We start from the raw sequence: 13,003 nt of genomic DNA on the forward strand, positions 1-13,003 counted from the left end.
GCAATGACGATCAGCGCACCACTTTCGGCAAAATCGCGTCGAGCAGGATCATGCCCGCCTCAGTGACGCGCAAGCGCTCGCCGTCGCGCACGATCAGCTCGGGCAGCGCGGCGATCGCCGGGAGGTCGACGATGTCGGCGACGCGCATCCCGCCCGCCGCCGCGATCGCGGCCACGTCGACGCCCTCGCGCAACCGCAGCCCCATCAGCAACGCCTCGCTGACGCGGGTCGCGGCGTCGAGCGGTTCCTCGCTCTCCAGCCCGTGGCCGTTGCGTGCCACTGCGGCGAGCCAGTTCTCGGGCTTCTTGCGGCGGAAGGTCGCCAGATGGTCGCGCCGGCCATGCGCGCCGGGGCCGATCCCCGCATAGTCGCGGTAGCGCCAGTAAGCGAGATTGTGGCGACTCTCCGCGCCGGGTCGGGCGTGATTGGAGATCTCATAGGCCGGCAGCCCCGCCGCCGCGGTGCGCGCGCGGGTCAGCTCGAAGAGATCGGCGGCGCTGTCGCCATCGGGGATCGTCAGTCGCCCCGCCGCCGCCTCGGTCGCGAAGCGGGTGCCGGGCTCGATCGTCAGCTGATAGAGCGACAGATGCTCGGTGCCGAACGACAGCGCGCGCGTCAGCTCGGCATCCCATGCGTCGAGCGCCTGACCGGGGCGGGCGTAGATCAGGTCGAAGCTGACGCGCGCGAAATGGCGTTGCGCCACGGCGAGCGCATCCAGCCCCTCTTCGACACCATGCGCGCGGCCGAGGAACCGCAGCGCTGCGTCGTCGAGCGCCTGTAGCCCGAGCGAGACGCGGTTGACCCCCGCGCGCGCGAGATCGGCGAAGCGCGCCGCCTCCACCGACGACGGATTTGCCTCGAGCGTGACCTCGAGGTCGCCGACCGGGGCCCATGCGCGGGTCGCCGCCTCGATCAAAGCGGCGACGGTGGCGGGCGGCATCAGCGAGGGGGTGCCGCCGCCGAAAAAGATCGATCCCAGCCGCCGGCCGGGCAGCAAGGCCGCTTCGTGCGCAAGGTCGGCGAGCAGGGCTCGATGCCATTCGGCCTCGTCGACGGTCGCGCGGACATGGCTGTTGAAGTCGCAATAGGGGCATTTGGAGACGCAGAACGGCCAGTGGATGTACAGCGCGAGCGGCGCGGCCGCGCGCGCGGCGCGATCCCGAGCAGCGGCATCGCGCGAGACGAGGTCGATCATGTCCATGGTCGCGCGCCTATGGCGGATCGTCCCGGCAAAGGCCACCGCCGCCATTTCGGGTCGCTAATCTATGTTGCCGTTTATGCCGGTCTTTGCCATCCGGCGCGCAATGCTTGTCCGCTCGTTCGTCACGCTGCTGTTTGCGCTCAGCCTCGCCGCGCCGGGTTTCGGTGCGGGAGTCGAGTGGCGCTTGCGGCGTGCCGCGCCGGTGCGTGACGGATCGTTGCTCCAGCGCGAGATGCTCGACGCCCACAATCGCGCGCGCCGGCAAGTGGGGCTTCCTCCGTTGTCGTGGAGCCCGACACTGGCGGCGGCGGCAGATCAGCATGCGCAGGTGCTGGCGCGCGCGGGTCGCCTGTTCCACGCCGAGCGCGCGGCAGGAGATGCGTGGCAGGGCGAGAACCTCTTCGCGGGCACGCGCGGTAATTACGGCTATGGCGATATGGTCCGCTATTGGATCGAGGAGCGCCGCAACTTCCGCAATCGTCCCAGCCCGCGGTTCAGCCGCACCGGTCGCTGGCAGGACGCGGCGCATTACGCCCAGATCGTGTGGCGTGACACCACGGAACTCGGATGCGCGCTGGAGAGCGGGGAGACCGAGGATTTCCTCGTCTGTCGCTACAATCCCGGCGGGGACGTCGAAGGGCACCGACCCTATTAGGGGCCGGTAGATAGGCATGGTGGTGTCCTTTCGCCCTCGCCCCTGGACAGGGGAGAGGGATAGCGGAGCTTGCCAGCGTGCTGGCTAGCGCAGCTTGGGTGAGGAGTTGAGCGAGCCGCTGGCTCGCGCGCTCGCTTGCGCGAGCGCTACCCCTCACCCAGCTTCGACTAAGACTTTGCTGCGCAAAGCCCAAGTCTGCGCATCCCTCTCCCCTCTGCGCGGGGCGAGGGCGGGGGAGGCAACCGTTAATGGGATCCCTCATAGTTTCCATCGTCTCCCAACTGGGCCCCGGCCTTCGCCGGGATACAAGAAGGGAAGGATCGGGCGTTGCTGAATGCTCGGCTGGAGCGTGATCTCTTCACGTCCTTTTCCGTCATGCCGAACTGGTTCCGGCATCCACCGTGCCGCAGAAATGCGGGCCGGCGCCTTGGCGGGACAGTGGACCCCGGAACCAGTCCGGGGTGACGATGGAAAACGGTTTGTGAGGCCGTGAGGAAGCGGGGCGCGAGCGACCTGTCTGGATCGCAATGCCGCCCGCGCAGTTATCGCCCGCGATGACCCAGCGTAACGATCACCCGTGGTGGGAAAGCGGCACCGTCTATCAGATCTACCCGCGTTCCTTTCAGGACAGCGACGATGACGGCGTCGGTGATCTGGCCGGGATCGAGCGGCGACTCGATCATGTCGCGACGCTGGGGGTCGATGCGATCTGGCTGTCTCCCGTCTTCCCGTCACCGATGGCGGATTTCGGCTATGACGTCGCCGATTATTGCGGGATTGCGCCGCTGTTCGGCGATCTCGCCGCGTTCGACCGGTTGCTGGCGGCGGTCCATGCGCGCGGGCTGAAGCTGCTGCTCGATTTCGTGCCCAACCACAGTTCGGACCAGCATCCGTGGTTCGTGGAGAGCCGGTCCGGCCGGGACAGTCCCAGACGCGACTGGTATATCTGGCGCGATTCCGCGCCCGATGGCGGGCCGCCCAACAACTGGATCAGCGATTTCGGCGGCCCGGCGTGGGAATATGACGCGGCGAGCGGGCAATATTACCTGCACGCCTTTCTGAAGCAGCAACCCGACCTCAACTGGCGGAACCCCGCGTTGAAGGCGGCGATGCTGGAGGCGATGCGCTTCTGGTTCGATCGCGGCGTGGACGGCTTCCGGATCGACGTGCTGTGGCATATCGTCAAGGCGAAGGGCTTTCCCGACAATCCGGTGAACCCCTATTGGCGGCCCGGCGTCACCGAGCGTGACCGGTTGATCCAGCAACATTCCACCGACCAGCCCGAGGCGCATGCGATCGCCGCCGAGATGCGGGCGCTGGCCGATGATTATGGCGCCGACGGGCAGGAGCGCGTGTTGATCGGCGAGATCTTCCTGCCCAACGATCGCCACGCGCGCTGGTATGGCACGCCCGAGCGGCCGCAGGTGCATCTGCCGTTCAATTTCCAGTTGATCGAGAATGCGTGGGACGCCGCGACGCTGCGCACGATGATTGCCGCCTATGAGGCCAGCCTGCCGGCGCACGGCTGGCCGAACTGGGTGATCGGCAGCCATGATGCGCCGCGGATCGCCGCACGCGTCGGCGAGCCGCAGGCGCGGGTCGCGGCGATGCTGTTGCTGACGTTGCGCGGGACGCCGACCTTGTATCAGGGCGATGAATTGGGGATCGGACGGGTCGATATTCCGGCCGATCGCGTGCGCGATCCGCAGGAGTTGCGCCAGCCGGGGATCGGGATCGGGCGCGACCGATCGCGGACGCCGATGCCGTGGGATGCGTCGGCCTTCGCAGGCTTTTCGACGGTCGAGCCGTGGCTGCCGCTCAATCCGGACTGGCAGACGCGCAACGTCGCGGCGCAGGAGGCCGATCCCGGATCGATGCTGATGCTGTACCGGCACCTGCTGGCGCTGCGCCGAGCGCGGCCGGCGCTGGCGGTGGGGGATTTCCGGTTGCTCGACGCGGCGGACGGGGTGCTGGCCTATGAGCGGCAGCACGGCGGCGAGGTGCTGCGGGTGGCGCTCAACCTGACGGAGCGCGCCATCACCTTCGACTGGGTCGGCGACGTGCTCGCCTCGACACTGGATGGCGCACCCGCACCCGGCATGCTCTACGCCAACGAAGGCTTGATCTTCAAACCATAGCCGCCGCCCCGGCGAACGTCGGGTGACAAGCGAGGCGGAAGCAACGAGGACCATTATTCATGAAGATCGCCATGCTCGCCCCGATCGCGTGGCGAACGCCGCCGCGGCATTATGGGCCGTGGGAGCTGGTCACGCATCTGCTGACCGAGGCGTTGGTCGAGCGCGGCGTCAACGTCACCTTGTTCGCGACGCTCGACAGCCTGACCAGCGCGACGCTGGATGGCGTGGTGCCCGCGCCTTATTCCGAGGATCCCGCCATCGACGCGAAGGTGTGGGAGTATCGCCACCTCGCCCATCTGTTCGCACAGGCCGATCGGTTCGACCTGATCCACAATCAGGCCGACTTCCCGGCGCATGCGTTCGCGCCGCTGGTCGATACGCCGCTCGTGACGACGATCCACGGCTTCTCGTCGGATCGCATCCTGCCGATGTACGCGCCGTTTCAGGACCGTGTGCATTATGTCGCGATCAGCGACGCCGACCGCCACCCCGCGCTGCGCTATGCCGCGACGATCCACCACGGCATCCCGCTCGACGACTTCCGCTTCGATGCCGCGGGCAGCGACGATCTGTTGTTCTTCGGGCGGCTCCATCCCGACAAGGGCGCGGCGGAGGCGATCGCGGCGGCGCGTGCGGCGGGGCGCGCGCTGAACCTCTACGGGATCGTGCAGGATCAGGGGTATCACGACCGCGCGGTCGCCCCGGCGCTGGATGATCGCATCCGCTATCACGGGGCGGTCGGTGGGGAGGCGCGGGTGGCGGCGCTGGGGAAGGCGCGCGCCTTGCTCCACCTCATCAACTTCGACGAGCCGTTCGGGCTGTCGGTGATCGAGGCGATGGCGTGCGGGACCCCGGTGATCGCCACCCGGCGCGGCTCGATGCCCGAGCTGATCGAGGACGGCGTCACCGGCTTTCTGGTCGACACGCCGGAGGAGGCGGTCGCCGCGATCGAGCGCGCGGGGGAGATCGACCGCGCCACGTGTCGCCGCGCGGTCGCCGAGCGGTTCAGCGTCGCGCGGATGGCGGACGAATATATCGCGCTCTACCGGCGCATTCTTGGCTGATCGCGCCTATCTTCAGGCCATGACCGACACGACCGAGAAGCGCGCCACGCTGTACCGGATGGTGATGCCGACGCACACCTGCCCGTATGGCCTGAAGGCGAAGGACCTGTTGCAGCGGCGCGGCTATACGGTCGACGACCATTGGCTGCGCACCCGCGCGGAAACCGACGCCTTCAAGGCCGAACAGGGCGTGAAGACGACGCCGCAGACGTTCATCGGTGCCGAGCGGGTCGGCGGCTATGACGATCTGCGCCGTTTCTTCGGCCTGCACGTGCCCGCGCCCGGCGAAACGAGCTATCGCCCGGTGCTGGCGGTGTTCGCGATGACCGCGCTGATGGCGCTGGCGGCGAGCACCGCGGCGTTCGGCACGCCGCTGACGATGCGCGCGGGGGAATGGTTCGTTTCGTTCAGCATGTGCGTGCTGGCGCTGCTCAAGCTGCAGGATGTCGAGAGCTTCTCGACGATGTTCCTCAACTACGACCTGCTGGCGAAACGCTGGGTGCGCTACGGCTATGTCTATCCGTTCGCCGAGGGGCTGGCGGGGGTGCTGATGACGGCGCGGGTGGCGGGCTGGCTGTCGGTGCCGGTCGCACTGGTGATTGGGACGATCGGGGCGGTGTCGGTGTTCAAGGCGGTCTATGTCGACAAGCGCGAGCTGAAATGCGCCTGCGTCGGCGGTGCGACGCGGGTGCCGCTGGGGTTCGTGTCGCTGACCGAGAACGTCATGATGATCGCGATGGCGGCGTGGATGGCCCTCTCGTAACCGTCACAGATGGCGCTTGCCGAGCTTTCGGGCCAGCGTGCGACGGTGCATGCCGAGCCGTCGTGCCGCCTCCGAGACGTTGAACCCGCAATCCGCCAGCGTCTGGTGGATATGCTCCCATTCGAGCGTGCGCAGCGAGGTCGGCGGGGCGGCCAGCTCGACGCTGGCGTCGCCTTCGCCGCCGGCCTGGAACGCCGCCTCGATATCGTCGGAATTGGCGGGCTTGGACAGATAGTTGGTCGCGCCCAGCTTCACCGCCTCGACCGCGGTGGCGATGCTGGCGAAGCCGGTCAGCACCACGATCCGCATCTGCGCGTCGCGCGCATGGAGCCGCGCGACGCACGCCAGCCCGGAGGCATTGCCGAGCCGCAGGTCGACCACCGCATGATCCGGCTTCAGCGCGTCGACCGCCGCGTCGAGGTCGTCGGGATCGGTGATCGCGCGCACCTGATAGCCGCGCCGCTCGAACGAACGTGCCAGCGTGCGCGCGAACACCTCGTCATCCTCGACGATCAGCAGCCGCCGCTCGCTCATGCGCCTTCCTCCGGGATCGAGATCGCCGCGATCGGCAGCGTCAGCGTCACCTCGCCCCCGCCGCCCTCGCGGTTGCGCGCCGATACGGTGCCGCCCAGCGTCCGCAAGACGTTGACCGCGAGGAACAGCCCCAGCCCCGCGCCACGCCGCGTCTTGGTGCTCATATAGGGCTTGCCGAGCCCGTCGAGGATCGCCGGCGCGAAGCCGCGTCCGTCGTCGCGCACCGACAGCACCAGCCGGTCGCCGTCCCACCACGCGCACAGCGCGATCGTGCGGCCGCCGGCCTCCAGCGCATTGTCGAGCAGATTGGTGATCGTCTGCGCCAGCGCCTTGTCGGCGACGATCCGGGGATCGCCGGTCATCAGATGTTCGTAGCCGGCGGCGACCTGCGTCTTGCCGCGCCAGTCACCGACGATCCCCGACAGGAAGGTCCTGAGCGTGGTGCGCACCGGCCCCATCCCGCGCACCTCGCCCGAGGCGAGCAGCACCTGGCTGAGGATGTCCTTGCAGCGCGTCACCTCGGTGCGCATGTCGTCGAGATCGGCGAGCAGCGCGGGCGAGCCGGCGATCGCGGGCTCGCGCCGCCAGTCGCCCAGCATCACCGCGATCGACGACAGCGGCGTGCCGAGTTCGTGCGCCGCGCCGCTGGCGAGCAGCCCCATGCGGACGATATGCTCCTCCTCGGCGGCGCGCTGGCGGAGCGCGGCGAGCCGCGCGTCATGTTCGGAGACGTTGCGGACGATGCGGGTGACGAACAGTGCCAGCAACGTCGCGGTGAGCGTGAAATTGAACCAGCTTCCCGCGATATACGGCGTCGACAGCGTCGAGGCCCAGCCGCGCGGCAGCGCGAAGGGCGGCGCGGCGTGCGCCAGCCACGCGAACAACGCGCTGCTGAGCGCGACCATCGCCCAGCTCGCATGATCGCGCAGCAGCAGCGCTGCGATCACCACCTGGAGCAGATACAGCGTGACGAACGGATTGCCGACCCCGCCGCTGAGATACAGCTGTGTGGTGAGGCAGGCGACATCGACCAGCAGTGTCGCGAACAATGCGCCGTAGGTGATCGGCCGCCGTCCGACGATCTGCGCGATCGCGAGGTTGAGCGCGACCAGCACCGCGACCGCGCCGAGCATCGGCACCAGCGGCAGGTGCACGCCGACGACGAAATGGACGAACAGGATCGTCGCGAGCTGCCCGCCGACCGCGAGCCAGCGCAGGATCGACAACAGCCGCACGTTGCGCCGCCCGGCGTCCTCGCGCAGCCCCGTTCCGGCGATGATGTCAGAGGCGGGCATTGCCGCTCCTTACGGCGGATCGGGGCGGATGCGCCATCCTGGAGATCATGTCGGCGCGGCAGGGCGCGTGTAAGCCTAGGGCGGATCGACCGTCATGGTGGTGTCCCGCTGCCCTCGCCCCTGGACAGGGGAGAGGGATAGCGGAGCTTGCCAGCCCGCTGGCTAGCGTAGCTAGGGTGAGGGGTCGAGCGAGCCCGACGGGCTCGCGCGCTCGCATCCGCGAGCGCTCACCCCTCACCTAGCTCCGACTAAGACTTTGCTGCGCAAAGCCTAAGTCTGCGCAACCCTCTCCCCTCTGCGAGGGGCGAGGGCAGGAAGGCCATCCTAGCGGAAATCCGGCGTCCGGCCCTGCGCCCCCTTTCCGGCGCATGGCCTCGCTAGCCCGCCGGCTCGCCCCGCCCGCGCGCGATACGCCACGCGAAGTAGGCCATCATTGCCGCCAGCCCGAACCATGTCAGCGCGTAGACGAGGTGATTGTTGCGGAACCGCACCACCGTCAGTCCGCCGCGCGGCCATTGCACGCCCGGCACCGCCTCGGCGTCGATGAAATAGGGCGCGACCGGGCCGAGCCGGCGCGCGCGCGCGATCGCGGCGGTGTCGCGCGAATACCAGCGGTCGTCAGCGGGGTCGTTGTCGCGCAGGAAGCCACCGTCGGGCTCGGTAACGCGCAGCAGGCCGGTAACGCGCGCCGGACCGTGCGGCGTGGCGATCGTCTTGCGCGCATCGCTAGGCACGAAGCCGCGGTTGACGAGGATGGTGCCCTCGCTGGTGTCTAGCGGGGAGAGTGTCCAATAGCCTGCGCCGAAATCGGTCACCGCTTGCGTGAACACCGGCGGGGCCGCGCGCCACGTGCCGGTGGCGGTCACGCGGGCGTAGGCGTCGTCGTCGGTGATCGTCGTCCAGCGCGCGCGCGGCGGCGCGATCTGGGCAGGGGCGGCGAGCCGCGCCTCGACGCGGTCGATCAGCGCGAGCTTCCACGCGCGCCGCTCGATCTGCCACACGCCGAGTCCCGCCAGCACCGCCGCCAACAGCAGCGCGACGCCGGCAAGGGCCCAGCGCGCGCGCATCACATGCCGCCGCTCGACATCTCTCCGCCCATCCCTGGCATCATATTGAGGTTCATGTGGTACATGACCCACAACGAACCGGCGATCACGATCAGCACGATGATCGCGGTGAAGATCAGCGCCAGCATCGTCCAGCCGTTCTCGGACTTGGTGTTCATGTGCAGGAAGTAGATCATGTGCACCACGATCTGCACCATCGCCAGCGCCATCACGATCCCGGCAGTGACGCGCGGATCGGAGATGACGCCCGTCATCACCAGCCCGAAGGCCGGCGCGGTCAGCAGCACCGAGAGGATGAAGCCGATCCAATATTCGCGGCGCGAGCCGTGCGCGGCGCCGCCGTGATGGTCGTGCGCGTCGTGGTGGCCTTGATCATGGATCTGGCCGTGGCCGTGCGTATCGGCGCTCATCAGCGGAGCACTCCCAGCAGATAGACGAAGGTGAAGACGCCGATCCAGATGACGTCGAGGAAGTGCCAGAACAGCGACAGGCATTGCAGGCGGCGCAGATTGGCCGGCTCCAGCCCGCGCCGCGCGACCTGCACCATCAGCGTCACCAGCCAGATGATGCCGAAGGTGACGTGCAGCCCGTGCGTGCCGACCAAAGTGAAGAACGACGACAGGAACGCCGAGCGCCACGGACCGGCGCCCTCGTGGATCAGGTTGCCGAACTCATACAGCTCGATCGACAGGAACGCCGCGCCGAACACGCCGGTGATCGCGAGCCAGCGCAAGGTCGCGGCCTTGTTCTGCTCGTCGGCGTTGATCATCGCGAAGCCATAAGTAATCGACGACAGCAGCAGCGCGGTCGTGTTCACCGCGACCAAAGGCAGCTCGAACAGCTCCTTGGGCCCCGGTCCGCCGGCATAGCTGCCGCCGTACACGCCATACGCCGCGAACAGCATCGCGAAGATGAGGCAGTCGCTCATCAGGTACAGCCAGAACCCCAGCATCGTGCTGGCGCCGGGCGGATGCTCGTGCTCGTCCAGATCGTAATAGGACGGGGCCGCGGTGCCCGGGGCCGTCTGCGTCGTCGTGCTCATCTCGCTCACACCCCCGCCTGCTGGAGCGCGCGGGTGCGCGCATCCTCGCTGTTGACGACATCCTCGGCGGGAATGTGGAAGTCGCGGTCATAGTTGAAGGTGTGCCCGATCGCGGTCGCGATCAGCGCGACGAACGCCACCGCCGCCAGCCACCAGATGTACCAGATCATCGCCACGCCGAAGACCGTCGACAGCCCGGCGAGGATCACCCCGGCGCCGGTGTTCTTCGGCATGTGGATGGCGCGGAAGCCAGTGGTCGGACGCTCGGCCTTCTTCGACTTCATGTCGTGCCAGGCATCGAGGTCGTGCACGACCGGCGAGAAGGCGAAGTTATAGGCCGGCGGCGGCGACGAGGTCGCCCATTCCAGCGTGCGCCCGTTCCACGGATCGCCCGTGACGTCGCGCAGCTTCTCGCGGTCGCGGATGCTGACGTAGAATTGCATCAGCATGGCGCCGATCCCGGCGGCGATGATGAGCGCGCCGATCGCGGCGATCACGAACCAGATCTGCAGCGACGGATCCTCGAAGGCGCGCAGGCGACGCGTGACGCCCATCAGCCCCAGCACGTAGAGCGGGGTGAACGCGACCCAGAAGCCGACGACCCAGCACCAGAAGCTGATCGTGCCCCAGAATTTGTCGAGCTTGAACCCGAACGCCTTCGGCCACCAGTAATTGACGCCCGCGAACATCCCGAACAGCACGCCGCCGATGATGACGTTGTGGAAATGCGCGATCAGGAACAGCGAGTTGTGGAACTGGAAGTCGGCCGGCGGCACCGCCAGCATCACCCCGGTCATCCCGCCGATCACGAAGGTCAGCATGAACGCGACCGCCCACATCATCGGCAGCTCGAAGCGGATCCGCCCGCGGTACATCGTGAACAGCCAGTTAAAGATCTTCGCGCCCGTCGGGATCGAGATGATCATCGTCGTAATGCCGAAGAAGCTGTTGACGCTGGCGCCCGAGCCCATCGTGAAGAAGTGGTGCAGCCACACCAGATACGACAGGATGCAGATGACGATCAGCGCGTAGACCATCGACGTATAACCGAACAGCCGCTTGCCCGAGAAGGTCGAGACGACCTCCGAGAAGACGCCGAACGCGGGCAGGATCAGGATGTACACCTCCGGGTGACCCCAGATCCAGATCATGTTCACGTACATCATCGGGTTGCCCCCGCCGGTGTTCGTGAAGAAGTTGGTGCCGACGTAGCGGTCGAGGCTGAGCATCGCGAGCACCGCGGTCAGCACCGGGAAGGCCGCGACGATCAGGACGTTGGTCACCAGCGCCGACCAGGTGAAGATCGGCATCTGCATCAGGCTCATGCCCGGCGCGCGCATCTTGATGATCGTCGCGAGCAGGTTGACGCCCGACAAGAGCGTTCCGACGCCCGCGATCTGCAACGCCCAGATATAATAATCGACGCCGACATCGGGCGAGTAGTCGAGCCCCGACAGCGGCGCCATCGCCAGCCAGCCGGTCCGCGCGAACTCGCCGACGAACAGGCTCATCATCACCGTGACCGCGCCGCTGACCGTCATCCAGAAGCTGAAATTGTTCAGGAACGGGAAGCTGACGTCGCGCGCGCCGATCTGGAGCGGGACGACATAGTTCATGAGGCCCGTGACGAACGGCATCGCCACGAAGAAGATCATGATGACGCCGTGCGCGGTGAACACTTGGTCATAATGGTGCGCAGGCAGGAAGCCGTCGCTGCCGTTGAACGCCATCGCCTGTTGCGCGCGCATCATCAGCGCGTCGGCGAAGCCGCGCAGGAACATGACCAGCGCCAGCACGATGTACATGATGCCGATCTTCTTGTGATCGACGCTCGTGAACCACTCCTTCCAGAGATAGCCCCACAGCTTGAAATAGGTGAGCGCGCCCAGCACCGCGGCCCCGCCGATCGCGACCATGATGAAGGTCCCGACGAGGATCGGCTCGTGGATCGGAAAGCTCTCGAGCGTCAGCCGCCCGAAAATCGTCTTGATGAGGTCGTCCGACATAAAGTCCTCAAGCCTCCTTGGAGGCGTTGGCGCGCGACAGCGCGGGAATATCGAGCATGGTCATGTCGCGGTTGCCCGCGCCCGGATCGGTCGCGCCCGGCGCCTTGCCCTGCGGCGCGGTCGAGTGCGGGCTGTCGCCCTTCTGCGAAGGATCGCGGGTCAATGCGCCTTCCGGCTCGTCGGCACGCTGCGGGCGGTCGTTCACCGCCGGCCCGGCGTGTGACATATTCTCCATGCAGCTGGTGCCCGGCTTCGTGCACATCGCGACGACGCGCTTGAACAGGGCCGGATCGACGGCGGAGAAGCCGATCGGGCGCACCTTCTCGCTCGGCTTGGCGAGCTTCAGATAGGTGGCGTTGTCGAGCCGCCAGCGGTTACGCTTCACGCCCGCGACCCATTGGTCGAAGCGCGCCGGGGTGACCGAATGCGTCCAGAAGGTCATGTGCGAGAAGCCGGCGCCGGAATAATTGCCGGAGCGGCCCTCGAACTTGCCGGTGCGGTTCAGCACGCCGTGCAGCACCGTCTCCATGCCCGGCATCGTGTAGATCATGCCCGCCATCGCCGGCACCCACAGAGCGTTCATGACGCTCGACGAGGTCATCGTGAACTTGACCGGGCGATCGACCGGCACGACCAGCTCGTTGACCGTCGCCACGCCCTGTTCGGGGTAGATGAACAGCCACTTCCAGTCGAGCGAGACGACCTGCACCTCCAGCGGCTTCACGTTCGCCGCGACCGGTTTGCCCGGCGCGGTGCGCGCCAGCGGGCGGTAGGGGTCGAGCGTGTGCGTGCCGACCCAGGTCAGCGCGCCGAGCGCGATGATGATGAGCAGCGGCGCGGACCAGATCACCAGCTCCAGCCCGGTCGAGTGATCCCAGTCGGGCTCGTAGCTCGCCTCGGTGTTCGACTCGCGATAGCGCCACGCGAACACCACCACCAACGCCATCACCGGCACGATGATGAGCAGCATCAGCACGACCGACCACACGATCAGGCTGGATTCCTGCACCGCAACATCGCCGGCGGGGCGCATCACGACGGTGTTGCACCCGCCGAGCGCGGCCAGCACGGCCGCGGCGGCGAGGTGACGAACGAAGGGCGTGCGGACGGGCGCACGTCGGGCGGGACGACGGGTCATGCGGCGCGAGCTAGGCTTTGCTGCGGCGCAGCGGAATAGGACATTTTGTCCCATCCACGCCGCGAATGGTTTAGGGTAGGGCTCCGCCGGAAACCGTCCG

The 13,003-nt window shown here is 67.5% G+C and carries 12 protein-coding genes; 4 read left to right on the plus strand and 8 right to left on the minus strand.

Going from position 1 to position 13,003, the window contains the following annotated elements; translation table 11 throughout:
• Positions 1 to 10: 10 nt before the first annotated feature.
• Complete coding sequence (gene hemW / locus PGN12_05250; GenBank protein MEH3103294.1) at positions 11 to 1,195, minus strand: radical SAM family heme chaperone HemW; 1,185 nt, start codon at positions 1,193 to 1,195, stop codon at positions 11 to 13.
• 109 nt (positions 1,196 to 1,304) lie between these two features.
• Between hemW and PGN12_05255 the strand changes: the two genes are divergently transcribed.
• From PGN12_05255 to PGN12_05270, 4 genes are all read left to right on the plus strand, one after another.
• Positions 1,305 to 1,856 carry a CAP domain-containing protein gene (locus PGN12_05255; protein ID MEH3103295.1) on the plus strand — a complete coding sequence of 184 codons (552 nt, stop codon included), beginning with the start codon at positions 1,305 to 1,307 and terminating at the stop codon, positions 1,854 to 1,856.
• Positions 1,857 to 2,410: 554 nt separating this feature from the next.
• Entirely contained in the window at positions 2,411 to 3,994 is a 1,584-nt protein-coding gene (locus PGN12_05260; GenBank protein MEH3103296.1) for an alpha-amylase family glycosyl hydrolase, read from the plus strand.
• A 59-nt stretch (positions 3,995 to 4,053) separates the two neighbouring features.
• On the plus strand, positions 4,054 to 5,058 hold the full coding sequence (locus tag PGN12_05265; GenBank protein MEH3103297.1) for a glycosyltransferase family 4 protein: 1,005 nt from the start codon (positions 4,054 to 4,056) through the stop codon (positions 5,056 to 5,058).
• A gap of 19 nt (positions 5,059 to 5,077) precedes the next feature.
• Positions 5,078 to 5,821 (plus strand): glutaredoxin, encoded by a 744-nt coding sequence (locus PGN12_05270; GenBank protein ID MEH3103298.1) that lies wholly within the window; start codon positions 5,078 to 5,080, stop codon positions 5,819 to 5,821.
• A gap of 3 nt (positions 5,822 to 5,824) precedes the next feature.
• On the opposite strand, the gene PGN12_05275 is transcribed toward PGN12_05270, so the two are convergent.
• The 7 genes from PGN12_05275 to cyoA all read right to left on the minus strand — a co-directional run bounded on the left by PGN12_05275 (position 5,825) and on the right by cyoA (position 12,903).
• Positions 5,825 to 6,355, minus strand: coding sequence for a response regulator transcription factor (locus PGN12_05275; protein ID MEH3103299.1), 531 nt, complete (start codon positions 6,353 to 6,355; stop codon positions 5,825 to 5,827).
• A complete protein-coding gene (locus PGN12_05280; protein ID MEH3103300.1) occupies positions 6,352 to 7,650 on the minus strand; it encodes an ATP-binding protein in 1,299 nt (432 codons plus the stop codon). The genes PGN12_05275 and PGN12_05280 overlap by 4 nt, the downstream gene beginning before the upstream one ends.
• Before the next feature lie 377 nt (positions 7,651 to 8,027).
• Positions 8,028 to 8,717 carry an SURF1 family protein gene (locus tag PGN12_05285; protein ID MEH3103301.1) on the minus strand — a complete coding sequence of 230 codons (690 nt, stop codon included), beginning with the start codon at positions 8,715 to 8,717 and terminating at the stop codon, positions 8,028 to 8,030.
• Complete coding sequence (gene cyoD, locus PGN12_05290) at positions 8,717 to 9,127, minus strand: cytochrome o ubiquinol oxidase subunit IV (GenBank protein MEH3103302.1); 411 nt, start codon at positions 9,125 to 9,127, stop codon at positions 8,717 to 8,719. The genes PGN12_05285 and cyoD overlap by 1 nt, the downstream gene beginning before the upstream one ends.
• On the minus strand, positions 9,127 to 9,759 hold the full coding sequence (cyoC, locus tag PGN12_05295; protein ID MEH3103303.1) for a cytochrome o ubiquinol oxidase subunit III: 633 nt from the start codon (positions 9,757 to 9,759) through the stop codon (positions 9,127 to 9,129). Before cyoC ends, cyoD begins: the two co-directional genes overlap by 1 nt.
• Before the next feature lie 5 nt (positions 9,760 to 9,764).
• The gene (cyoB, locus tag PGN12_05300; protein MEH3103304.1) at positions 9,765 to 11,765 is read right to left on the minus strand and encodes a cytochrome o ubiquinol oxidase subunit I; all 2,001 of its coding nucleotides are present in this window, start codon (positions 11,763 to 11,765) and stop codon (positions 9,765 to 9,767) included.
• Between the two features lie 7 nt (positions 11,766 to 11,772).
• Complete coding sequence (gene cyoA / locus PGN12_05305) at positions 11,773 to 12,903, minus strand: ubiquinol oxidase subunit II (protein MEH3103305.1); 1,131 nt, start codon at positions 12,901 to 12,903, stop codon at positions 11,773 to 11,775.
• Positions 12,904 to 13,003 lie beyond the last annotated feature (100 nt).

This window comes from Sphingomonas phyllosphaerae (assembly GCA_036946405.1).
Classification (GTDB): domain Bacteria; phylum Pseudomonadota; class Alphaproteobacteria; order Sphingomonadales; family Sphingomonadaceae; genus Sphingomonas; species Sphingomonas phyllosphaerae_D.

Bases quoted from the DNA above. Each gene is read 5' to 3' on its own strand.
- hemW (MEH3103294.1), bottom strand. From the start codon at position 1,195: ATGATCGACCTCGTCTCGCGCGATGCCGCTGCTCGGGATCGCGCCGCG.
- PGN12_05255 (MEH3103295.1), top strand. From the start codon at position 1,305: ATGCTTGTCCGCTCGTTCGTCACGCTGCTGTTTGCGCTCAGCCTCGCC.
- PGN12_05260 (MEH3103296.1), top strand. From the start codon at position 2,411: ATGACCCAGCGTAACGATCACCCGTGGTGGGAAAGCGGCACCGTCTAT.
- PGN12_05265 (MEH3103297.1), top strand. From the start codon at position 4,054: ATGAAGATCGCCATGCTCGCCCCGATCGCGTGGCGAACGCCGCCGCGG.
- PGN12_05270 (MEH3103298.1), top strand. From the start codon at position 5,078: ATGACCGACACGACCGAGAAGCGCGCCACGCTGTACCGGATGGTGATG.
- PGN12_05275 (MEH3103299.1), bottom strand. From the start codon at position 6,355: ATGAGCGAGCGGCGGCTGCTGATCGTCGAGGATGACGAGGTGTTCGCG.
- PGN12_05280 (MEH3103300.1), bottom strand. From the start codon at position 7,650: ATGCCCGCCTCTGACATCATCGCCGGAACGGGGCTGCGCGAGGACGCC.
- PGN12_05285 (MEH3103301.1), bottom strand. From the start codon at position 8,717: ATGCGCGCGCGCTGGGCCCTTGCCGGCGTCGCGCTGCTGTTGGCGGCG.
- cyoD (MEH3103302.1), bottom strand. From the start codon at position 9,127: ATGAGCGCCGATACGCACGGCCACGGCCAGATCCATGATCAAGGCCAC.
- cyoC (MEH3103303.1), bottom strand. From the start codon at position 9,759: ATGAGCACGACGACGCAGACGGCCCCGGGCACCGCGGCCCCGTCCTAT.
- cyoB (MEH3103304.1), bottom strand. From the start codon at position 11,765: ATGTCGGACGACCTCATCAAGACGATTTTCGGGCGGCTGACGCTCGAG.
- cyoA (MEH3103305.1), bottom strand. From the start codon at position 12,903: ATGACCCGTCGTCCCGCCCGACGTGCGCCCGTCCGCACGCCCTTCGTT.